Below are 22,669 nucleotides of genomic sequence, written 5' to 3'. Positions count from 1 at the left end.
GAAAACTGCTCAGGTCCTGCCGCGAGGCCTCTGCCGGGCCTTGTGGATATCTTGAGGGATAAATCGACGCGCTGCAACCGGATTTTTCAACTGAGCGGTGCACTTGGACAGTTGAGGCTGGTTTCGGTGATGCTGCGCACCTCCTGGATTTCGCCATCTGCAAACGAGGCCAGACGCACCATCAGACGGCCTTCGTGCAGGAAGGGCCACCAGCAGACGGGAATACCATCCGGATCGTTGTCATAGAGAAAGCAGATCTGACCGTTTGGCGTGGTGATCTGCCCATAGACACAGCCCTGCCCCTCTTGCCGCCAGACCGAGATGTGACGGTTCAGAAATTGCTCGGTCCCGACCAGATCGTTGCTGCGAATCTCATGGAAGGTGAGCGTTTTGCCGACGGCGGCATCCAGAAATGCCTCGGGCGTGATGATGGTCTGGGCCGAAACCCATCCCGGCAACAGGGCCGCACACAAAGCGGCCCGGCACAGGGGGCTACCAGTTGTCACGGAACCACCGAACGGCCCGCTTGAACGGGCGCGCGGCGTAGGTGTCGACCGGGATTTCGAAATCCCACCATTCGTCCTGCGGGTGCGCCGCAAACAGGCTGAGCCCCACGGAGGACGAGAACGCCGGACCTGTCGCCGATTGCGGCAGGCCGTGCACCCGCAGCGGGCGACCCAGACGCACGCGTTGACCAAGGATGCGGGTCGCCAGACCGTCCAGCCCCATGATCTGACTGCCGCCACCGGTCAGAACGATCTGCTGGCTTGGCATGTGTTCAAACCCGGCCGCATCCAGACGCACGCGGACCTCTTCAAGGATTTCCTCGACGCGCGGACGCATGATGCCGATCAGTTCGGCCCGACTGACCGTGCGGCGGTCGTGTTCCCAGTCACCGGTATCGCCGCCGATATCGATCATGTCGCGGTCATCAGCGCCGGTCGCATGAACGCCGCCATTGAACGTCTTGATCCGTTCCGCCACTGCCGCGGGCACGCCCAGCCCCATCGAGATATCGGCGGTCACGTGATCGCCGCCCATACGCACGCAATCGGCATAGATCATGTGTTTCTTCATGAAGATCGAAACGCTGGTGGTGCCGCCGCCCATGTCGATACAGGCCGCGCCCAGTTCCTGCTCATCCTCGACCAGCGCGGAAATTCCCGAGACATAGGCCGAGTTTGCAATCCCGGCGAGTTCCAGATCGCAGCGCTTAATACAGCGCACGATGTTCTGGATCGCCATCGCATCGACGGTCAGCATGTGCATATCGACCGCAAGGCTTTGGCCCATCTGCCCGCGCGGGTCGATCAGGCCCGAGCGGTTGTCGAGCGCAAAGTTGACCGGCTGTGCGTGCAGCACCTCGCGCCCGTCGCCGTAATCCGGCACGTCGCAGGCGTTCAGAACACGGCCCACTTCGGCCTCGGACACCAGTTGGCCATCCAGATCGACCTGCGCGTCCAGCCCGTAAGAGCGCGGGTTGGCCCCCGAGAAACAGGCGATGACGTGATCGACACGGATATCGGCCATCTTCTGCGCCGCTTGCAGGGCGGTGCGGATGGCGCGTTCGGTTTCCTGCATGGCGGTGACTTCGCCAAACTGTACGCCGCGCGAACGTGTCGTTGCGGCGCCGATCACCCGAAACCCCGTCTGCCCCGCCATTGAGCCGATGGTGTTATCTTCACTCAGCCGACCCGATCCGTCAAAACGCAGAACGAGGCAGGCAATCTTGGAACTGCCCACATCCAGAATCGCGATCACACCGCGTTGCAATGCCTGGCGCCGCATCTGACGCATGGCACGTTGGGACTGATAAAGATCGGTCATCATGCTCGTTACTGCCCGTTACTCATTGTCACTTTAGTATTCCACCAGTCTTCGCTGGCGGCTTTGGTCATTCGGATGGTGGGACGCTGGCCAAGGCGCATGTCGACCACGGCCACGTCGCGTTCCAGAAGGTCCTGCACTTCGTTCACCGCAAGCACGCGTTCCAGCGCGCGCACCGGGCGTTCGGTCGGCAGCATGATGCGCTGGCCACGGTCCAGGACCAGATCCCAGCGCCGTTCACCCACGCGCACCAGCCCGCGCACACGGTTGCCCAGGCTGCGGGCGGTCTGAAAGATCTCGAGCGCCTGCGCCACATGGGCATCCGCACCCGCGCCCGCGATCAGCGGCAGGTCGGCATGGTCCTTGCGAGAGGTGGTTTCCTTGACATGCGCGCCGGTCTCGTCGAGCAGTTCGAGCCCGTCATGCGTCCGCCAGACAATCACGGGCTGACGCTCGACCACGTTGACCTGAAGGATGCCGCCCGGACGGATGCGGACGGTTGCCGATTTCACCGGATCAAGCCCTGTGATCGTGTCGCGCATCTGTTCGACGTCCAGATCCCATGAACTGATCGGGAAATCCAGAGGCACGACCTCGCGAATATCATCGGACAGGCTGGTGCCTGCCCCGTCGATGGCCATCAGGTTGACCATGAACTCGGGGCGTTCCTGAATCGAGGTGCGAATATCGGCGATATAGGTACCAAGCGCCTCGCGCCGGTCCTGAGAGGCAAAATAGACACCAACTGCCGCGGCAATGGCGCAGATCGGCAGGCCAAGCTTGACGCCCAGGCGGATGCCCGGTGTCAGCATCCAGCGCTGAAGACGATAGCTGAGGCGCGACGGGGCCGGATCACTGCGGCGTGCGGTGCGAGAAAACACCCGCGCCCCGCGCAGACGCAGAATAGGCTGGGTGTCATGCGGTTCCGTATCGGCCGAGGCAAAATCGGCATCCGGCCCGGCAAGGGGTTTGGTGCGATGGATTTCCAGAGAGCGGCTGGCGATTAACGGTTGCATGAGGCGTCCTCAACCATCCAGGCGCAGAGCTGGCCAAATGTCATGCCCAGATGCGCGGCTTGTTCCGGGGCCAGTGAAGTGGGCGTCATGCCCGGCTGGGTATTGGTTTCCAACAGAAACAGCCCATCAGCACCCGCGCTGTCATCCCAGCGAAAATCGGTGCGGCTGACGCCCCTGCAGCCCAAAGCATCATGCGCGCGCAGGGCATAATCCATGCAGCGATCAAAGATGTCCTGCGGGATATCGGCGGGGATCACGTGCCATGATCCGCCGGGTTTGTACTTGGCGTCGTAGTCGTACCAGCCGCCATCGGTCATGATCTCGGTCACGGTCAGGGCGCGGTCGCCCATCACGGTCACGGTCAGTTCGCGCCCGGCCACGTATTTCTCGACCATGATCTGGTCGGGCATGTCTTCGGACAGCTGCGGCGGGCCATTGGCGTTTTCGTGGACGATGTAGATGCCGACGCTGGACCCTTCGTTATTGGGTTTGGCCACATAGGGCGGTTCCATCACATGGGCGCGGGTCACCGCGGCCCGTGGAACGATCACGCTGGGGACAACGGGCAGACCCTCGGCCTGATAGACGTCCTTGCTGCGTTGCTTGTCCATGGCAAGGGCCGAGGCCAGAACGCCCGAATGGGTATAGGGAATCCGCATCCATTCCAGCATCCCCTGCACGCAGCCATCCTCGCCCCAGCGGCCATGCAAGGCGTTGAAAACCACATCCGGCTGAATATCCAACAGGCGCGCATAGAGGTCGGGACCTGCGTCCAGTTCGACCACTTCAATACCTTCTCCCACAAGGGCGGCCGCGCATTCGCGCCCAGAGCTGAGAGACACCTCGCGTTCCGCCGAGGGGCCGCCCATCAATACCGCCACTTTGGGGTTTGTCCTGCTCGACATACCCAATGTGCGCCTCAATGTCCCCGGACCTTATGTGGTGGTCCGTACTGCGTTTATGCCTTTGATCCGTCGCCTGAATTTGCCTGTTTTGGTCTGACGGTCGGGGCTTTATTCTTTTAGCGGATCACCGACCCGCATGATTTCCCACTCTAGCGTGATGCCGCTTGTTTCGTAAACCTTTTTTCGCACCTCTTCGCCCAGACCTTCGAGGTCGTCAGCGGTGGCGGTGCCGGTATTGATCAGGAAGTTCGAGTGTTTCGGGCTCATCTGTGCCCCGCCGCGTGTCGCGCCGCGCATTCCGGCATCGTCTATCACTTTCCACGCCTTGAGGTCATGCACGTCATCAGCCTGCCCGGTCGAGGAAAAACCGGCCGGGTTGCGGAAGGTCGATCCGGCACTGCGGTCTTTGGTGGGTTGGGTTTCGTCACGCTTTTTCAGTTGCGCTTCCATTCGGGCATGAAGGTCATCGGGATCGCCGGACGGGCCTTCGAACGTGGCCGAAATCAGAACGGCACCTTCGGGCAGGTCGGACTGGCGATAGCGAAAGTTCAGATCCTCGGGCGTCAGGTCCCGCAGGTCGCCCTGCCGGGTGACAATGGTGGCCTTGCGCAGCACATCCGCCGTGTAGCTGCCATAACAGCCCGCATTCATCCGCACCGCGCCCCCGACCGAGCCGGGGATGGTGCGCAGGAAGGTCAGGTCCACGCCCGCATCCGCCGCCTTGCGCGCAACATGCGCGTCCAGCGCGGCAGCGCCCGCGGTGACGGCGTTGCCCTCAACCGAGATGGCGTTGAACCCGCGCCCCAGCCGGATCACAACAGCCCGCAAGCCACCATCGCGCACGATGAGGTTCGAGCCGACCCCCATCGGAAAGACCGGCACATCATCCGGCAGATCGCGCAGGAAGACCTGCAAGTCTTCGACATCGGCAGGCTGGAACAGGTAATCCGCCGGCCCACCGACGCGGAGCCATGTGAGGTCAGACAGGTTGCGCGCTTTGGACAGGCGGCCCCGGACGTCAGGAAGTACAGGGGGAAGCAGAGTCATGTAGTCGCGCGCACCGCCAGGCTGCGCCCACCGACCCCGCCCATGATTGCGGCGAAAAGGAAGGGAAGAACACCGGCAGTCAACCAGACCAGCGGGCCGAACGCCTTGTCTTCTTCACCCGTTCCGACACCGGCCAGCACGACGATCAGCCCCAGACCAACCGCGGATGTCAGTCCGATCAGCCACAGAAGGCTGCGCAGGCCAAGCCAGCGGCCCGCCGTAAACCCGGCAGCGGCACCCAGAACGAAGGAAACAAGCGGCAGATAGGCAAATGTGGCGATTGTCGCCATGACAGACCTCCTGAAGTTGGCCGGTTATTCTTTGGCCGCCTTCATGCCCTGCATTTTCGCCTTTGTCCAACGGGTCAGATAAATCACCGGCCAGCGCAGCACGGACATGCCCATTGCCAGCACCAGCAGCCCGATCCAGGGGCCGTTTTCATAGGTGACATAGCCGACGATGGGAATGCCCACGATGATCAGGATATAGGCGCGCGTCCAGTGGTTGTCGGTGCTGGGGATCAGCGCAAGAACGTTGGCGGCAATGCCCCACAGAGCTGCCAGAGCAATAGACCACGTCATTCTGCGACCTCGCACCCTGTCCATTTGCGCCAGTAATACCGGATGGGGTTGCGGAACATCGACACGAACCCGGCAAATGCCGCGACCGACCAGAACCAGCCGTGGACATATCCAAGCCATACGACCAGCACTGGTGCGCAGACCAACAGGACAAACCCCGGCGGGAATTGCAGCCGCATCGGCAGCATTGCCACGATGGTGGCGCAGATCACCCAAAGCGCTGCAAAGATCATCGAATAGTCCATTCGCCCCTCCGAGGACACGCGACTGTTGCGGTCAGAATATCACACTTTTAAGTTGTGCGACAAACAAATGACGCGTCAAACAGCTTGTTTTCTTTGCAATCTCTCGGGCAGGCCATTGGCCCAGGCGCTGATCGTACCGGCGCCGAGGCAGACGACCATATCGCCGGGACGGGCCTGTTCGCGGACGAGGCGTTCAAGGTCGTCTTCATCCAGCAGCGCGCGGGCGTGGCGGTGGCCGTGACGGATCAGGCCCTGCACCAGATCGTCGCGTGACGCGCCTTCGACCGGGTCTTCGCCAGCGGCAAAAACCTCGGCAATGGCCACGACATCGGCGTCGTTGAAACAGGTGCAGAAATCGTCAAACAGGTTGGACAGGCGCGAATAGCGGTGCGGCTGATGCACGGCGATCACGCGGCCTTCGGTCGCCTGACGGGCGGCCTTGAGAACGGCGGCGATTTCGACCGGGTGGTGGCCGTAATCGTCGATGATGGTGACACCGTCGATTTCTCCGACCTTTGTAAAGCGACGGTTGACGCCGCCGAAATTGGCCAGCGCGTCGCGGATTTCCGCAGCTTTCATACCCAGATGACGGGCGACGGCAGCGGCGGACAGCGCGTTTGAGACGTTGTGATCGCCGGGCATCGGCAGGGTGCAGCCTTCGATCATCTTGTCTTCGTATTGCAGATGGATGTCGAAATGCGCCACGCCACCTTTGTAGGTCAGGTTCACAGCCCGCACATCCGCCTGCGCGTTGAACCCATAGGTTCGCACACGGCGGTCGGTGATGCGGCCGACAAGGGCCTGAACCTCGGCATGATCGGTGCAGCAGACGGCCAGACCGTAGAATGGCAGGTTCGAGACGAATTCGTAAAAGCCGTCGCGCAGCCTGTCGAAATCACCCCAATGCTCCATATGCTCGGGGTCGATATTGGTAACAATGGCGATGGTTGCGGGCAGCCGGTTAAAGGAACCGTCGCTTTCGTCGGCTTCGACCACCATCCATTCGCCCTGCCCCATCCGAGCGTTCGATCCATAGGCGTGGATGATGCCGCCATTGATCACGGTCGGATCGAAATCGCCTGCCACCATCAGTTCGGCCATCATGGTCGTCGTGGTGGTCTTGCCGTGCGTTCCGGCAATGGCAATGTTCGAGCGCAGGCGCATCAGTTCGGCCAGCATGTCGGCGCGGCGGACAACCGGCAGACCTTGGGCGCGGGCTTGGTCCAGCTCCGGGTTGCCCGGTTTGATCGCAGTCGAGACGACCACGACGGCCGCGTTTTCAAGGTTTTCGGCGCGCTGGCCGACGAAAATCTCGGCCCCCAAACTGGCCAGACGGTCAGTGATCTTCGAGGCTTTCAGATCGGAGCCCTGCACCTGATACCCCAGGTTCAGCAGCACCTCGGCGATGCCCGACATACCAATCCCGCCGATGCCCACGAAGTGGATCGGCCCTACGTCCTGCGGCAGTTTGGTTGCTGGGTTCATGTGGTCTCCTTCTGCGCCAGCTGCTCGACCAGAGCGACCAGACGCTGGGTGGCATCGGGCGCCCCGACCGACAGAGCGCCATGGGCCATTTTCTGTGCGGCTTCGGGGTTCGTAAGAACCGTGGTGATTTGCTGTGTCAGCGTGGGAACGTCAAGCGCATTTTCCGGGATCATGATGGCCCCGCCGGCCTGCACCAGCCCGCGCGCGTTGGCGGTCTGATGATCCCCGGCGGCAGCAGCAAACGGAATCAGGATCGAAGGGCGACCGATGACCGAGATATCGGCCACGCTGGACGCGCCCGAGCGCGAGATCACCAGCTGCGCATCCGACATGCGGCGGGGAATGTCATCGAAGAAGGGCTGAACGTCGGCGCGGATACCATGGTCTTGGTAGAATGCGCTGACCCGTTCGCCATCTTCATCCCGCGCCTGATGCGAGACACGGATATGCGCGCGAAGGTCTTCGGGCAGCGCGGCAATCGCACCGGGCACTATATCGCTGAGGATGCGCGCGCCCTGCGAGCCACCCATCACCAGAACCGACATCGGATAGTCACCCGGCGGGATATACCCGGCGGCGGCACGGTCCAGGACCGCGGCACGCACCGGGTTGCCGGTGTGAATGCCATGCGCGCCTTCGGGCAGATCCGTCGGCCAGACGCCGCAGGCCACCTGCGCAACGCGGGTTGCAAACAGCTGGTTCACGCGGCCCAGTACCCCGTTCTGTTCATGGATCATCCGCGGTATTTTCAGCAGGGTCGCGGCGCCCAGCGCCGGGATCGACGGATAACCGCCAAAGCCCACGACAACATCGGGTTTGTCGCGCATCATCTGGAAGATCATGCTGGTGACACCACCAGCGATAATCGGGCCAACCATCGCCTTTGCCGCCAGGCCGCCACGGGCGAAGGTGGCCGAGGACGCCTCGACAATTTCAGTCGAATGGGGAAAGCCACCGGTATAGCGCGCACCGCGCGGGTCGGTGGACAGGCGCACGCGCCAGCCCTTGTGCAGCATCGCCTCGGCCAGCGCCTGAGCGGGAAACATATGGCCCCCGGTGCCGCCAGCCGCAATCAACAGGTAAGGGTTCCCCATTATCCTCGTCCGCGCAGAATATCGCCTAGTTCGCCCTGTGGGCGGGTTCGGGTGAAGGCCAGCAGCATGCCAACGGCAATACCGCCTGCAATCAGGGATGAGCCGCCGTAGCTGACGAACGGCAAAGTCATGCCCTTGGCCGGCAGCAGACGTACCGCAACACCCATGTTGATCATCGCCTGAACGCCAAACATGCAGGCCAGACCGGTACCGGCCAGACGAATGAACATGTCGCGTTCGCGCATCAGCCGCAGCAGCGAGCGCACGACGATCAGCGCGTATAGCGCAATGATGATCATGACAAGGATCAGGCCGTATTCCTCGGCCGCGACGGCGATGATGAAGTCGGTATGGGCATCGGGCAGCGACCATTTCACCTGCCCCTCCCCTACGCCGACGCCGAACAACCCGCCTTCGCGGATGGCGTTGGTTGCATAGCCAAGCTGGGTGGTCGGATCGACCTCTTGATTCAGAAAGCCGTCGATGCGGCGGGCAAAGTGTTCGGAATTCGAATAGGCCAACATCCCGCCCAGAACGACAACACCGGCCATGCCCAGCAACAGCAGCATCGGGGCCCCGGCCACGAAATACATGACGCCCCAGCCGAACAGGATCAGGCAGGCCTGACCGAAATCGGGTTGCATCACCAACATGGCCACGATGGCCATGCAGAGCGCAAAGGACCACAACCGCCCCGGAGGGCCATTGATTTCCTGTGAGGCGGCCAGCAGCCAAGCGGCCACGACGACAAAGCCGGGTTTCAGAAACTCGGACGGTTGCAGCGAGGCAAAGCCCAGCGAATACCAACGCACCGCACCCTTGCCGAAATCCGTTCCAAACACCGGCAGGAAGACCAGAGCGACGAAGGCCCCCAGAAAACCCAGAACGGCCAGACGCCGCACCAAGGTTGGAGACATCATCGAGGTCAGCAGCATCGCGATCAGCGCCAATCCGCCGAACACGGCCTGACGCTCGACATAATGGAAGGGATCGAACCCGTTGCGACCGGCCAGTGGCGGTGAAGAGGCCAGCCCCAGCAACAACCCGATGGTAAACAGGATCAGAACGCAGGACATCGTCCAGCGATCGATAGTACGCCACCATTTCGGTAGAATCGGTTCTCCGCGCTGGTCCTGGACCGCGCCATACACCATCTCAGTCATGAGATACCGCCACTCTCTGCCTCGTTAACGCCCCGTTTTCGGGATCTGGCTGAGAGTCTACATGCAATTTGGCGATCAGGCCAGCCTGTTCAGGAGCAAATCGGGATTTCCCGCCCAAGACCCGCGCCGCACGCCCGGATCGCCGGTCAGCCGTTTTACGACGGCCACCGGACGGGAGGAGGTGGGCATCAGACCTTGCTTAGCAGCAGCGGCACATCCAGCAACCCCGCCACACCGAACAGTTCGGCCCTGGGGGGCGGCGTGTAACCGTTGATCGCGTCAGCTTGCAGGGTTCCTGCGGCAGAGGACCAATACCAGTGGGTGTTGTCGAAACGCGTTGCAGATGTTTCGAGGTTCTTGAAGATGGCTTTGATCTGCACCCCATTGAGAACATTGGGCGACTTTCGCTGCATCATCGCTATTGCCCCGGCAACAAGGGCCGAAGCCCCCGAAGTGCCGCCGAATTCAGTATACAGCCCGGCAGGATCGTCCACCGCCTTTTTTCGGGTTTTGACCGCCGCGGCAAGGCTGCCTTCGACATAGCCCCGCGGGCCCGGCACATCCAAGGTCACCAACCGTTGAGGCGCGAATTCGACAATCGGGATCGCGTCACCACTGCCGTCGCGTTTCAGGTGATGTTTCGGGTTTTCCATATGGAAGTCAGTGGCCGAGGCTGCATCACGGTCCAGACGAATTTGATAGCGGTTGTAGATCTCACCGTCATCCGAGGGGGCGGACACGGTCAGATCAGCAGAGTGGTTCGAATACCCGGACCGGTAGCCATTATAGTTGACGGCCCCCACCGAGATGATCCCGTTGGTTGGATCACCGGACAGGCTGGCGGGGTAAATCAATTCACTTCGACCGTCATTGCCAGCCGCGCAGACCACCGGAATTTTCGTGCTGACCCATTCGACGACCTTGTGGAGCGTCGACCACGCCACTGAAATATCGCGCGCGTCACCGTCGGGTTCATCGCGCATCGTCTCGTGCAGGCGTGTCTTTTCGTGCCTGTCCAGACCCGGATAGAACGGTTCGGTAACCGTGGCAGGACGGTCATCATACCCGGGCCAATGGTCCGGGTTCGCTATGTCGCGCGGAAACAGGATGACATGAACATCCTTTTCATGAGCATAAAGAAACGCCGCAATCAACTCTTCCGGGCTGGGTGAGATCGACGTCGTGATCGGAATAACCCTGCTTTTGGGATCAATCCCGTAGTACGCCGCGATATTGCCGGTATTGCCGAATTGATCCGCTGCAAAGCTGGTTCCGCAGGCCAGCCCGGCACAGCTGGTGCCGTGCCCGGCATAGCGATCGTCATAGGCATCGATGTAACGCTTGACACCGAACCCCGATCTCAATCCGGCAATCACCCGCTGTTCCTGCGACGTCAGGCCCGGAATGCCCAAGGGGTTCTGAATGCCCGACAGATGTTGCACATGTTCTTCGATATGTTCTGCCCCTGCCCCAACGGCCGACCGATCAATATATTTGACGCCGAACGGATGGCTGGCCAGATCAAGGGCTTCGTCCCGAATGACCCTGTCCGCCGGAACCGGTCCGGTATCCGGCGCTTTCAGGTTTGGGTGATGCGGGGCCACGCCCATGTCGATCAGGGCGATTTTCGCCTCGTCCAGAGCAGGACCTGTGAAATCCCAGATCGCGCTGTCGATTTCCGGGCAGGTCTCTCCGTCAGCGGGCGGGGGCGCCTTGACGGTCAAGGCTTTGATCGCGACCAGGTGCCAGAGATAGTAATATCGTGCGTAGTCTTCGTTTCCTGCGGTCATTTCGTCACCTCGCGTTGATCCTTAACCCAGCCATTCGTCTTGTGCTTCGTCCATCAGTTCGTCCAGAACCTCGGTCAGGTAAGCCACGGTTTTTCTGGCCAGACTTCGCCCGGCGGCTGTGTCGCTTGGGTAGTGCAGACCAGCCCATTCGCGGTTTTCAGCAATCCGCTGGGCGCGGTGGAACAAAGCGACAGTGCCTGGATGTTCAGGGATCAGACGCGAGAACAGTTCGGCAATCGCGAAAGATTGGTAGGAGTGGTTCGAGGGGTAAGCCGCATGAAAAGGCACCGGAAGGAAGGGCCGGATCAGCGGCTGGATGATATTGGGTCTGGGCCGGCTGAAGCGGTTCTTGTAGGTCAGGCCGATTTCATTCGTCAATTCCAGCAGGATCGTCATCAGCGCGCGGGTCGCATCAAAGCCGCCCTTCTCGTCAATGCCCAGCGGACTGAGATATTCATCAATGCCAAAGCCTGCCTGCGTCACGATTTCCTCGCGCCGCGTCGCCTGATTTGACCACTTGAGCCGCCCTTGCAGGATCAGCAGGTATTCGGTTTCCTTCATGCTTTCGTCAGGGCCCGGCGGCGGCAGAAGATCGATGTTTTCCCAGATTTTGCCCAGCAGTCCGGATGCGGGCAGCATACCGATCCGGCACAGATCGCGCATCTCGCGCCAGCCGAAGGAAGCATCGCTGCCGCCGACGTCAAAATCGCTGCGGTTCCGGTTACGATTGCGATTTCTGTTTCGGTTCCGGTTTCTGTTCCGATTGCGGTTTCTGTTGCGGTTCCGGTTCAGTGCGAATGCCGAAGATGCGCTCATCGCGACGGACGCCGCGCCGAGGGCAGAGCGTTTCCCGATCTCTTCGTCTTTCGCACCTTTTACACGGCTGTCAGACCTGAAGGGGTCGATGAATTCTTCGTTCTGCATGAACGCGGTAAGCTCGCGCAGTTTTCCATCATCCAGCAACTCGGGGTCCAGATCATGAATGGCATTGAGATATTTGATGAAGCTTTCCCTCTGCGCGTCGTAAATGAAATTGTCCAACGCCTTTCGATTGTCCCCCGGTGAGGCACCGAGACCACCGGTTCCGGCAAGGTTCATCAATTTCACCACTTTGCAGGAAATCAGCTCTCCACGTCGGGCCATCATGCCAAAATCATTGAGCGTGGACACGTAAGACATAAGTAAACCCCCTACTTTTACCCCTACTTCAAGCGTGTTGCGGCAACCCGATCCGGGACAGGCCGCTTTCCATCAGTTGCGCGCTGAACCGCGTTGGCACCGGGAACCGGTCCTGCTGGATGCAGGCCAGCGACATGTCCGGTTCCAGATTGGTCAGCCGCTGCAAGGCGAACTCGCCTCGCTGCCGGTCACCTGCGTGCCCGTAAGCCGCAGCCAGATAGCGCATGACGGTTTTGAACTGCGGTTGAACCTCCATCACGGATTCGCCGAACCTGATGGATTTCTCGAACTCGCCATTGACCAGCGCGGCGACACATCCTGCCCCGTCAAACAGATGCCGGTACGGGCTGTGCCGTCCGATAAGCCGTGCCTTCTGCGCGGCTTCCACTGCCAGCCCCGGACGATCCGTGTAGCAATAGAGCATGGCGGCAGAATCCCAGCTCATCGCCCGATAAGGGCTGAGCTCGAGCGCGCGGTCGACCAGATCCTGCGCCACCGAAAACTCTCGGAACACGTAGGAATGCACGTGGGCGACAAGGCCCAGAACAGTACCGTTATCCGGGTCAGCCTCGACAGCGCGCCGGGCCAGATCGCGCGCCTGCGCTTCCAGTGTGGCATCCCAGGTTCCGTACCGTTCACCGACCTTGAAGGTCGTGACATAAGCCAGCCACGCAAGGTAGACCGGCTTGGGATCAAGCTCGTAAGCCGCCAGAATGTCCGCCTCGAGCTGGTCCAGCCCCGGCCCGGTCATGGTCAGCAGGTGATGCACGGCGGCAACGGCGGTTTTCGCCGCGTGATGGGAGGCCGGATCGCGCATGTGACGCCCGTTCAGCAAGGCCGTCAGCAAGGCGTCAGTGGCAAAGCTGATGAACGATGTCAGGCCCGAGCAGGTTTGCCCCAGAAAGTCACCCTGATCGGCCACCACATTCTGGCTCCAGATCACTTTTCTGTCTTCCGACCGCATTGCGGTGGCGGACACTTGCAACATGCTGCCACAGGTCGAAGCGCGACACTGAAGGAAAAGATCAGGCCCAGCCGACAGTGGTTCCTTTGGAAGCGCAACCTGCGGCACCCGGTAATCCTGAACCTCGAGCGCTTCGGTTTCGGTAAGGGATTTGGACAGCTGTTCCGCAACGATGTTGGACACGAATGCCGCGGTTTCGGAACCACCCCCTACATCCGGAGACAACAGACCGATCACGAAATTCGGGCGCGGTAAGGTAAACGACAGCCGTTCGGACCGGAAGGCCGTTGGGTTGGCGGGAACAGGAACCGGCTGTTCTTTTCCGTCCTTCTCATATGGAACGTCGATTGTTGCGCGGGCCACTTTGAACAGCTCAAGCGAGGCACCGATATTCTTGAGATTGGGCCGCCCGATCGAGTTGAACAGGAAATCCTGCCGCCCGCGCAGCGCATTGCGCACAACGCTTGAGACCAGAACCTCGCCGGATGAGCCGACGCTTTCGATCCGGGCCGCCGTATTCACAGCGTCACCGATGATCTGCTGGTCAACCTCGAACGTGTCGCCCAGATGTATCCCAATTCGATACCCTTTGGCGTAGCGGTCGGGGGCATGGGTCAGGACATCCTGCACCCCCAGCGCAGTTTCGACAGCGGCACGCGCGCTTGGAAAAACGGCGCACAGCCCGTCACCGGTCAGGCCGGTCACCCGGCCTCGAAAGCTGTTAACCAGATCGCTGACGCAATTCAGATCGCGGCGGATTCTGGCCAGTGTTTCAAGCTCGGCCTCGCGGACGGCGGCAGAGTAATCACATGCATCAAGGAACAGGATCGCCCTGAGCCGCGCCTTGGGAAGGTCGCTTGGATTGTTCAAATTCAGAGTAATACCCATGATCGTGTCTCGGAACTCTTTAACTTGTTGAAATGTGCCACCCCGAAAACAGGCGGGCTGGCACGCATCAGAGGCGTGTTGTGATTGCAAATGCAGCCGACGGGTGTGAATGGCGCTGCATTGCGCGGGACGGGCCACGGGCCTGAATGGAAATCACGAGGCATTAATCGGCCCGCTGATGAGATTTGGTTTCTAAAATGCGTTAAGTTCAAAATAATAAGGGTTATTGTATTGTTTTAGTGAACTTCCGTCGACATATTTTTATTTTTGCACATATTTTTCGGTGCAATTTGGCGAATTTACCCGGCATCTGTGGCGCTTTGTGCTTGGCGGGAAAGACGGGCTGACGCGGCAAGACTTCCCGTTAGGAGTGCGCGAGGGCTGACCCCGGTCAAGCCCTTGGCATTGGAGCTTCCTGTTGCCGCTAAACCGGGCGGACGGCATGACACGACAGCGGCTGACTGGTACCGGAAATCGATTCTCCAAAAAGTATCTGAACGTTGCCCGGCCCTCGCCGTTTCAGCCGGTCAAGCCAGTCACCACACTGTTCGGTGGCCCAACATGTGGCGGGACCAGGTGCCCTGCACAACCTGAACGGTGCCGCAATTTGACCGGACCCGAGCGTAGTTTTCTGTGATCTGCACCCTTCCAACCCCGCCCCGCGACGCGCGCGCAAAATCCCGACAACCAGCCCAAACCGGCCCCCGTGCAAGGGTGTCACCGCCCGCAGGCCCCGATTTTCCGGGAATCATTCACCTGACAACTAAATCCTTTGCCTCAGGCCCGGTGCGCCGGGTTTCACCCTTGTCATCGCCGAAAATCCACGCCAAGGGCGGTGCATGAAGTTCGATACGATCATATTGGGCGCCGGAGCGGCAGGCATGATGTGTGCGGCCCGTTGCTGTGGGCGGGTGCTGGTAATCGACCACGCCAAGGCGCCGGGCGAGAAAATCCGCATCTCGGGCGGAGGGCGGTGCAATTTTACCAACATGTATGCGGGGCCGGGCAACTTCCTGTCGCAAAACCCGCATTTCTGCAAATCCGCGCTGGCCCGGTTTACGCAGTGGGATTTTGTTGACCTGGTGAACCGGCACGGCATCAAATGGCATGAGAAAACGCTGGGGCAGTTGTTCTGCGACGGCTCCTCGAAGCAGATCATCCAGATGTTGCTGGACAAGATGAGCCGCACCGGCGCCGAGTTTTGGGTGCAGACCGCGCTGCGTGATCTGCGCAAGGAGGACACCGGATTCGCGCTGGAGGTCGAGCGTGAGGGGCAGCGCCTGCATCTGACCTGCGCCAATCTGGTGCTGGCCACGGGGGGCAAATCCATCCCCAAGATGGGCGCGACCGGGCTGGCCTATGACATTGCCCGGCAGTTTGGCCTGCGGGTGACCGACACCCGAGCGGCGCTGGTGCCGTTCACCTTTTCGGATGGCCGGTTCAAGGACCTGTCCGGTGTTTCCCTGCCCGTGCGGCTGTCGAATGACCGCACAAGTTTTGACGAAGCGCTGCTGTTCACGCATCGCGGCCTCAGCGGACCGTCCGTTTTACAGCTGTCCTCCTATTGGCGCGAAGGCGAGGAGATCGGCGTGAACCTGATCCCCGAACTGCCCCTGTTCGATCTGCTGCGCGCACAACGGCAAAATGCAGGGCGCAAGGCGCTGACAACGGAACTGGCGCGGCATCTGCCGTCCCGGCTGGTCGAGTATTTAAGCCAAATCATCCCGATGTCCGGCAATCTGGCCGATCAATCGGACGCGAAGCTGTCTGAACTGGTCGCGGCCCTGTCTGACTGGCGGCTGGTACCGTCGGGAACCGAAGGGTACCGCACCGCCGAGGTGACGTTGGGCGGAATAGATACCGATGATCTGTCGTCGAAAACGATGGAGGCCAAGGATGTCCCTGGCCTCTATGCGATTGGCGAAGCGGTGGATGTCACCGGGTGGCTGGGCGGCTACAACTTTCAATGGGCGTGGTCATCAGGCCATGCCGCAGGTGTTGCCATTGCCGCCAAGATTTAACCTACACTTCCGTTTTGCGCGGCATTAGCCGACGACGTTATACCCGCGACCGCGCATGCAGTTGCGCACGATCACTTCCTGGTTCTGGGTGTTGCTGATCGCGCTGGCACCCACACCGACCAGAGCACCAGCGGCCGCAGCACGGCCCAGATCGCTGGCGCTGTTGTCGATAATCGCTGTGGTTGCCGCCGCACCAGCCGCGCCGATGGCGGCAGCGCCCGCGGTGTTGCTGTCCAGCGTCGGGCGGGACCGCGCCAGCGCCTGACAATTGGCCAGATCGGACTGGTAGTTCGGCCCCACAGGCCCGTCGATGATAGGAACATAATTCGCCCCGCTATTGGCGCAGGCCCCGGCCAGCGCAACAACGGGAAGGATGGAGAGAATTTTGCGTGCAGACATTTTCCGCTTCCTCTTTATTGAACTTAAGGTGACGCAACCTCAATTCCCACAAAGTGTCAATCTGATTGAAAAATGTCCACATCTACCGGCGGGCTGTTGCAGGTGCGGCCTTAGCACAGCCGTTTTTGCACCTGCGCCGTGAAGTCGTCGCCACGCTGTTCGAAATTGTCATATTGATCGAAACTTGCCGCCGCCGGAGCGAGCAGAACGGTCTCCCCCGCCTGGGCTTCCGCCATGGCATGCGCCACTGCTGCCTCCATCGTGGTACAGACCTGCGCGTCGACCGTCAGCTGCATCGCAAAGCCCGCCGCCTCACGACCGATGACATAGGCTTTTATCACTTGATCCGCTGCTGCGTTCAGGGCTGCGACGCCGCCTTCTTTCTCAAGCCCGCCACAGATCCAGCGGATCTTTTTGAACGCCATAAGCGCTTTCAGGGCGCTGTCGACATTGGTCGCCTTGGAGTCGTTGACATAGGTTACTCCGCCCGCCTCAGCGATGATCTGGCTGCGGTGGGGCAGGCCCGGGAACGAGTGCAGCGCGTCTTCGATCACGCGCGGCGCAAGGCCCAGCGACCGGCAAGCCGCATAAGCCGCACAGGCGTTCTGGTGGTTATGGGCACCGGGAAGGCCCTTGATCGCGCGCAGGTCGATAGACCCGGCCTGCCGCCCCTTGCGGTATTCCGACAAAAACCCCTTGCGCGCAAAGACCTGCCATCCCGGCCCGGTCAGCTTCCGCGCTACCGAGATACGGATTACACGGTCATCCGCCGGCCCTTCGGCCAGTTGCCCGGCCAGAAACGCACCTTCGGTTTCGTCGATGCCGACAATCGCGCGGTCCGGGCCGCCTTCGGCAAACAGCCTTCGTTTAGCCGCGAAATATCCCCCCATGCCGCCGTGGCGGTCCAGATGATCGGGCGAGAGATTGGTGAACACCGCCACATCCGGGGTCAGCGCGCGGGCCAGTTCCGTCTGATAGCTGGAAAGCTCCAGCACCACGACCGAGCCATCGCCACCCGGATCGATATCCAGAACACCGCGCCCGATATTTCCGGCCAGCTGCGCCTCGCGCCCGGCTTCGGTCAGGATGTGATGGATCAGCGCCGCAGTGGTGGATTTCCCGTTCGAGCCGGTGACCGCGATGACACGTGGCGGAGTGTCATAATTGCTCCATTCCGGCCCCGCAAAAGAGCGGAAGAACAGCCCGATGTCATTGTCGACCGGCACGCCTGCGTCCAGAGCTGCGGCAACCACGGGGTTGGGTTCGGGATAAAGATGCGGAATGCCCGGTGAAACGATGAGCGTGGCAATCGTGTCAAACGCCCCCTGTTTGCGCAGGTCGGCACAGGAGAACCCTTCGCCCTCGGCGTTGGCGCGGGCTGTGGGGTTGTCATCCCAGCAGACCGGTTCCGCCCCGCCTGCGCGCAAGGCGCGTGCGGTTGCAAGACCGGACCGGCCCAATCCCAGAACCGCAACTTTCTGCCCTGAAAAGCCTTTGACCGGGATCATTTCATGTGTCCTTTGCCTAGCTGCGCTTCAAGCCAGTCTGCCCGCTCGACCACGGGCCGTTTCGGGACAAGGACTGTCTGGAAACCAAGTTTCGGTAAGCGGTCGCACAAAGCTTCATATTCCGCAAGAGCGTCAGACAGATCATGCTGTCGCTCGCTGTCCTGAACATAGATTTCAGGCCATGGTGGAAACAGGAACACCCGGCAATCATAGTCAAGCCGCAGAATCTTATCACGCAGTGCATTTTCAAGATTTGTGCCCGTGCGCTCGAACCAGATCAGAGCATCCAGCGCCGACCTGTCAAACAGAACCAGACCAGCTGGAGCATGGGCCATGTCGTCAAAAGCCGTGCCGATCACCTTTCTGCAAAACGCCTCGGGGTCATTCCACGGTAACGCGTTCCCACCGCTATCCTGCTCGGCCCTGACCACACGTCGACCAGGTTCAGGAACCGTTGCGTAGCCACGTTTCGCCATTTCCTGCAGCAGGGTTGACTTACCTCCGCTGGAACATCCTGACAAAACAATTCGGCGGTTGGTCACCGCACCTTCAGCGTTGCAAGACCGATCATCGCCAGGATCAGCGAGATGATCCAGAAGCGGATGACGATGGTCGGCTCGGCCCAGCCTTTTTTCTCATAATGGTGATGGATCGGGGCCATCAGGAAGACCCGTTTGCCGGTGCGTTTGAAGTAGAGGACCTGAATGATCACGCTCAGCGCCTCGACCACGAACAGGCCGCCGACAACAGCCAGAACAAGCTCGTGCTTGGTGGCCACGGCAATAGCGCCTAGCGCGCCGCCCAGCGCCAGCGATCCGGTGTCGCCCATGAATACCGCCGCCGGGGGGGCGTTATACCATAGGAACCCGAGACCCGCGCCAAAAAGCGCTGAGGTGAAGATAAAGATCTCACCCGTGCCGGGCACGTAATGCACATCGAGATATTCGGTAAAGTCGACGCGGCCCACCGCATAGGCGATCACGCCCAGCGTCGAGGCGGCGATCATCGCTGGCATGATGGCCAGCCCGTCCAGACCGTCGGTCAGGTTTACTGCGTTGGCGGCCCCTACGATCACGACAATCGCAAACGGAATATAGAAGATGCCCAGATTGACCAGCGTGTCCTTGAATACGGGTACAGCCAGCTGGTTCTGCAACGCTTCGGGGTGGTGCAAAGTCGCCCAAAGCGATGCCAGCACGGCAATAATCACGCCCAATGCGAGGCGCATCCTGCCTGAAACCCCCTGCGTGTTCTGTTTTGAGACCTTCGCGTAGTCATCCGCGAATCCGATGGCCGCATAAGACAGGGTCACGAAAAGCACCATCCAGACATAAGGGTTATCCAGACGCGCCCAGACAAGGGTCGAGGTCACAAGAGCCCCGACAATCAGCAAACCGCCCATTGTTGGCGTGCCTGCCTTGGAAAAATGCCCCTCGGGGCCATCATTACGGATCGGCTGGCCCTTGCCCTGCTTTCTGCGCAGCACGTTGATCAGGGGTTTTCCGAAGATGAACCCAAAGATCAGTGCCGTCATGAAGGCACCGCCTGCGCGGAAGGTGATATACCGGAAGAGGTTCCAGAAATCCCCACCATCCGACAGGGCGGTCAACCAGTACAGCATGACAATACCTTTCTCACACGAGGCGCACGGGCGTGATCACCCATCAAGCGCGCCCCCTTGCCCCATTTTGCGCAGACCGTCAACAATCGAGGCCAATCCCATGCTGAGAGAGCCCTTGGCCAGCACAGTATCGCCATCCCTGACCAGCGAAGGCAACTGTTCGGCCATCTCGGCGCTGGTTTCGGACCAGAGACCGCGTTTCGCCGAGGGCAGCGCGTGGTGCAGTGCCCGCATCAACGGGCCTATACAATGCACCTGATCAACATGTGCCATCGCTTTGGCATCGGCCATGGCAGCGTGCATCGCCTCTTCCTGCGCGCCCAGCTCTTTCATATCGCCCAGAAAGGCGATGCGGCGTTTACCTTGTGAGGCGGCGAGCACATCCAGCGCGGCCTCCATCGAGGTCGGGTTGGCGTTATAGCTGTCATCCAGCAGTTCGATCTGCCCGCCGCCGGGCAGAGGAATGCTTTCCCGAACGCCACGCCCCTTGACCGGGGACCATGCGCGCAGACCCGCGATAGCGTCATCCAGATCGACACCCAGTTCAACGCAGGCAGCCAAAGCCCCCAGCGCGTTCATGGCGAAATGCGTACCGGCAGAGTTCACCTCAAAACGGAATACCTGATCACCAACGGCAGCTTCGGCAGTCACAGTGTTCGCCCCCTGCTGAACGTCGGTCAGCCGGTAATCCGTTGCGCCTTGGCCGAAATCAACAATCCAGGCCCCCTGCTCAAGCGCCGTTTGGCGCAGGATGTCCGCGTGCTCGACATCTGCGTTGACGATTGCCGCGCCACCGGGTTCGAGCCCTTCAAAGATCGCAGCTTTTTCATGGGCGATGCCAGCCACATTCTCGAAGGCTTCCAGATGCACCGCCGCCACGGTCGTGACCAGCGCCACATGCGGGCGGGCCTGCCGGGCCAGCGGGGCAATCTCGCCCGGATGGTTCATGCCAATCTCGATTACCGCGAATTCAGTGTCGCGCGGCATCCGTGCAAGGGTCAGCGGAACGCCCCAGTGGTTGTTATAGCTGGACACGCTGGCATGGGTTTTGCCTTGTGTTTCAAGGATCACGGCCAGCATCTCCTTGGTCGACGTCTTACCGACACTGCCGGTCACCCCTACCACACGTGCATTCGTTCTGGCGCGTGCTGCCTGCCCCAAAGCCTCGAGCGCCGCCTGCACATCATCAACGATCAGCAGTGGTGCGTCTGGCGATACGTTGTCGGGAATATGCGAGACCAAAGCCGCGCCCGCGCCTTTCTCAAGCGCTTGGGCCACGAACTCATGCCCGTCCCGCGCCGCTTTCAGCGCAACAAACAGATCACCGGGTTGAAGGGTGCGCGTGTCGATGGAGACACCATCAGCGGTCCAGTCCGTTGTGACCCGTCCACCCGTTGCCTGAGCAGCCTCGGATGCTGTCCAGAGCGTCATGCGACCCTCCCGTCCAGCGCGGCGACGGAAATGCTGGCCTGTTCGGCATCATCGAAGGGCAGCACCTGATCGCCGACGACCTGCCCGGTTTCGTGGCCCTTGCCCGCAATCAGCAGTGCGTCGCCGGGTTGCAGGGCATCGATGCCGCGCAGAATGGCTTCGGCGCGGTCGCCGACCTCGGTCACGCTGACGTCGCCCGCTGCCTCGAGCGCACCTGCCATGACAGCGGCGCGTATGGCGGCGGGGTCTTCGCTGCGTGGGTTGTCGTCGGTGACGAAAACCATATCTGCGTGGTTGGCAGCTGCCTTTCCCATCAGCGGGCGTTTCGTGGCATCGCGGTCGCCGCCCGCGCCGACAATGGCGATCAAACGACCCATCACATGCGGACGCAGCGCCTTGAGAGCGGTGGCCACGGCGTCGGGGGTGTGCGCGTAATCCACAAAAACCGTCGCGCCGTTTTCGCGGGTTGCGGCCAGCTGCATACGCCCGCGCACGGTGGTCAGATGCGGCAGCGTTTCAAAAACCCGTTCGGGGCTGTCGCCCGCGGCAATCACCAGCCCGCAAGCCAGCAGGATGTTTTCGGCCTGGAACCCTCCGATCAGGTTCAGGCGTGTCTGGAAGGTCCGGCCCTGCCACGCAAATCGCAGATCCTGCCCGGTGGCATCGAACCGCTGGTTGATCAGGCACAGATCGGCGTCGCCCAACCCGACGGTCAGCACCGATTGACCGCGCGCCTGGGCGATCCGGCGGACCCGAGACCCCTTGGGATCGCTCAGATTGATGACCGCGGTGCCATCCTGCGGCAGAACCCGGTCGAACAACCCAGCCTTGGCTGCGAAATACGCTTCAAAAGTCTCGTGGTAATCCAGATGGTCCTGCGTGAAGTTCGAAAACCCGGCAGCGGTCAGGTGCACGCCATCCAGGCGGCGCTGTTCGAGGCCGTGGGACGAGGCCTCCATCGCGGCGTGGGTCACACCGTTTTCGGCGGCTTCCGCCAGACAGCGATGCAGGGTGATTGGCTCGGGCGTGGTATGGGCCAGCGGTGCGGTCCATGCCCCTTCGACACCGGTTGTCCCAAGGTTGACGGCGGCATGGCCCAGTTCGGTCCAGATCTGGCGCACAAAGGTGGCAACTGAGGTTTTTCCGTTGGTTCCCGTGACCGCGACAATCGTCTGCGGCATCGCACCGAACCATAGGGCGGCGGCCCCGGCCAGTGCCTGACGCGGGTCTTCGACAACCACCAGCGCCGCGTCCGACGCCGCAAGATCAGCTGCTGCGATTTTCGCCCCTTCGGCATCTGTCAGGATGGCGGCGGCCCCCATGCGCAGGGCGTATTGAATGAACGTGCCGCCATGAACCCGCGTGCCGGGAAGGGCTGCAAACAGGAAACCGTCTTTCACCTCGCGGCTGTCAACGGCCAGACCGGTGATCTCGGGGTTAACCCCGCCTCGCGCGGTCAGGGCCAGCTGGCTGAGTTTCTTTGTCCTTGTGCCCATGACCCACCT

At 61.1% G+C, this 22,669-nt stretch carries 21 protein-coding genes; 1 reads left to right on the top strand and 20 read right to left on the bottom strand.

The window, feature by feature from the left end; translation table 11 throughout:
• Positions 1–86 precede the first annotated feature (86 nt).
• The 14 genes from ACR0J7_RS05045 to ACR0J7_RS04980 form a co-directional block, all read right to left on the bottom strand.
• A complete protein-coding gene (locus ACR0J7_RS05045) occupies positions 87–506 on the bottom strand; it encodes a hypothetical protein (protein ID WP_480481847.1) in 420 nt (139 codons plus the stop codon).
• Positions 493–1,827, bottom strand: a complete 1,335-nt coding sequence (gene ftsA, locus ACR0J7_RS05040; RefSeq protein WP_209504922.1) for a cell division protein FtsA — start codon at positions 1,825–1,827, stop codon at positions 493–495. Before ftsA ends, ACR0J7_RS05045 begins: the two co-directional genes overlap by 14 nt.
• 8 nt (positions 1,828–1,835) lie before the next feature.
• Positions 1,836–2,843, bottom strand: coding sequence for a cell division protein FtsQ/DivIB (locus ACR0J7_RS05035; protein WP_267363880.1), 1,008 nt, complete (start codon positions 2,841–2,843; stop codon positions 1,836–1,838).
• Entirely contained in the window at positions 2,831–3,754 is a 924-nt protein-coding gene (locus tag ACR0J7_RS05030; protein WP_480913538.1) for a D-alanine--D-alanine ligase, read from the bottom strand. Before ACR0J7_RS05030 ends, ACR0J7_RS05035 begins: the two co-directional genes overlap by 13 nt.
• Positions 3,755–3,856: 102 nt before the next feature.
• A complete protein-coding gene (gene murB / locus ACR0J7_RS05025; RefSeq protein WP_480913461.1) occupies positions 3,857–4,795 on the bottom strand; it encodes a UDP-N-acetylmuramate dehydrogenase in 939 nt (312 codons plus the stop codon).
• Complete coding sequence (locus ACR0J7_RS05020) at positions 4,792–5,085, bottom strand: hypothetical protein (protein ID WP_209504519.1); 294 nt, start codon at positions 5,083–5,085, stop codon at positions 4,792–4,794. Before ACR0J7_RS05020 ends, murB begins: the two co-directional genes overlap by 4 nt.
• A 24-nt stretch (positions 5,086–5,109) precedes the next feature.
• Positions 5,110–5,376, bottom strand: coding sequence for a DUF2484 family protein (locus ACR0J7_RS05015; RefSeq protein ID WP_209597784.1), 267 nt, complete (start codon positions 5,374–5,376; stop codon positions 5,110–5,112).
• Positions 5,373–5,621: a DUF2484 family protein gene (locus ACR0J7_RS05010; RefSeq protein WP_480899056.1), complete on the bottom strand. Its 249-nt coding sequence runs from the start codon at positions 5,619–5,621 to the stop codon at positions 5,373–5,375. The genes ACR0J7_RS05015 and ACR0J7_RS05010 overlap by 4 nt, the downstream gene beginning before the upstream one ends.
• Before the next feature lie 75 nt (positions 5,622–5,696).
• On the bottom strand, positions 5,697–7,106 hold the full coding sequence (gene murC, locus ACR0J7_RS05005) for a UDP-N-acetylmuramate--L-alanine ligase (RefSeq protein ID WP_480506258.1): 1,410 nt from the start codon (positions 7,104–7,106) through the stop codon (positions 5,697–5,699).
• On the bottom strand, positions 7,103–8,200 hold the full coding sequence (locus tag ACR0J7_RS05000; RefSeq protein ID WP_480899058.1) for a UDP-N-acetylglucosamine--N-acetylmuramyl-(pentapeptide) pyrophosphoryl-undecaprenol N-acetylglucosamine transferase: 1,098 nt from the start codon (positions 8,198–8,200) through the stop codon (positions 7,103–7,105). Before ACR0J7_RS05000 ends, murC begins: the two co-directional genes overlap by 4 nt.
• The gene (ftsW, locus tag ACR0J7_RS04995) at positions 8,200–9,363 is read right to left on the bottom strand and encodes a putative lipid II flippase FtsW (protein WP_480899060.1); all 1,164 of its coding nucleotides are present in this window, start codon (positions 9,361–9,363) and stop codon (positions 8,200–8,202) included. Before ftsW ends, ACR0J7_RS05000 begins: the two co-directional genes overlap by 1 nt.
• A gap of 188 nt (positions 9,364–9,551) precedes the next feature.
• The gene (locus ACR0J7_RS04990; RefSeq protein WP_480913459.1) at positions 9,552–11,153 is read right to left on the bottom strand and encodes a S8 family serine peptidase; all 1,602 of its coding nucleotides are present in this window, start codon (positions 11,151–11,153) and stop codon (positions 9,552–9,554) included.
• Positions 11,154–11,174: 21 nt separating this feature from the next.
• Positions 11,175–12,332 carry a phosphatase PAP2 family protein gene (locus ACR0J7_RS04985; RefSeq protein ID WP_480910037.1) on the bottom strand — a complete coding sequence of 386 codons (1,158 nt, stop codon included), beginning with the start codon at positions 12,330–12,332 and terminating at the stop codon, positions 11,175–11,177.
• 28 nt (positions 12,333–12,360) lie between these two features.
• A complete protein-coding gene (locus ACR0J7_RS04980) occupies positions 12,361–14,184 on the bottom strand; it encodes an adenylate/guanylate cyclase domain-containing protein (protein WP_480910036.1) in 1,824 nt (607 codons plus the stop codon).
• Positions 14,185–15,023: 839 nt separating this feature from the next.
• On the opposite strand from ACR0J7_RS04980, the gene ACR0J7_RS04975 reads away from it, so the two are divergent.
• Entirely contained in the window at positions 15,024–16,205 is a 1,182-nt protein-coding gene (locus ACR0J7_RS04975) for a BaiN/RdsA family NAD(P)/FAD-dependent oxidoreductase (RefSeq protein WP_480913457.1), read from the top strand.
• Between the two features lie 24 nt (positions 16,206–16,229).
• On the opposite strand, the gene ACR0J7_RS04970 is transcribed toward ACR0J7_RS04975, so the two are convergent.
• The 6 genes from ACR0J7_RS04970 to ACR0J7_RS04945 all read right to left on the bottom strand — a co-directional run bounded on the left by ACR0J7_RS04970 (position 16,230) and on the right by ACR0J7_RS04945 (position 22,660).
• The gene (locus ACR0J7_RS04970; RefSeq protein ID WP_480475937.1) at positions 16,230–16,604 is read right to left on the bottom strand and encodes a glycine zipper family protein; all 375 of its coding nucleotides are present in this window, start codon (positions 16,602–16,604) and stop codon (positions 16,230–16,232) included.
• Between the two features lie 110 nt (positions 16,605–16,714).
• Positions 16,715–18,112: a UDP-N-acetylmuramoyl-L-alanine--D-glutamate ligase gene (murD, locus tag ACR0J7_RS04965; RefSeq protein ID WP_480913455.1), complete on the bottom strand. Its 1,398-nt coding sequence runs from the start codon at positions 18,110–18,112 to the stop codon at positions 16,715–16,717.
• A complete protein-coding gene (locus ACR0J7_RS04960; protein WP_480481873.1) occupies positions 18,109–18,654 on the bottom strand; it encodes an AAA family ATPase in 546 nt (181 codons plus the stop codon). The genes murD and ACR0J7_RS04960 overlap by 4 nt, the downstream gene beginning before the upstream one ends.
• On the bottom strand, positions 18,651–19,733 hold the full coding sequence (gene mraY, locus ACR0J7_RS04955) for a phospho-N-acetylmuramoyl-pentapeptide-transferase (RefSeq protein ID WP_480506250.1): 1,083 nt from the start codon (positions 19,731–19,733) through the stop codon (positions 18,651–18,653). The genes ACR0J7_RS04960 and mraY overlap by 4 nt, the downstream gene beginning before the upstream one ends.
• Before the next feature lie 36 nt (positions 19,734–19,769).
• Complete coding sequence (locus ACR0J7_RS04950; protein WP_480913453.1) at positions 19,770–21,164, bottom strand: UDP-N-acetylmuramoyl-tripeptide--D-alanyl-D-alanine ligase; 1,395 nt, start codon at positions 21,162–21,164, stop codon at positions 19,770–19,772.
• Positions 21,161–22,660, bottom strand: coding sequence for a UDP-N-acetylmuramoyl-L-alanyl-D-glutamate--2,6-diaminopimelate ligase (locus ACR0J7_RS04945; protein WP_480481877.1), 1,500 nt, complete (start codon positions 22,658–22,660; stop codon positions 21,161–21,163). Before ACR0J7_RS04945 ends, ACR0J7_RS04950 begins: the two co-directional genes overlap by 4 nt.
• Between the last annotated feature and the right edge of the window lie 9 nt (positions 22,661–22,669).

This window comes from Ruegeria sp. O4, from assembly GCF_056535125.1.
This window is presented reverse-complemented; position numbering and strand designations above follow the sequence as displayed.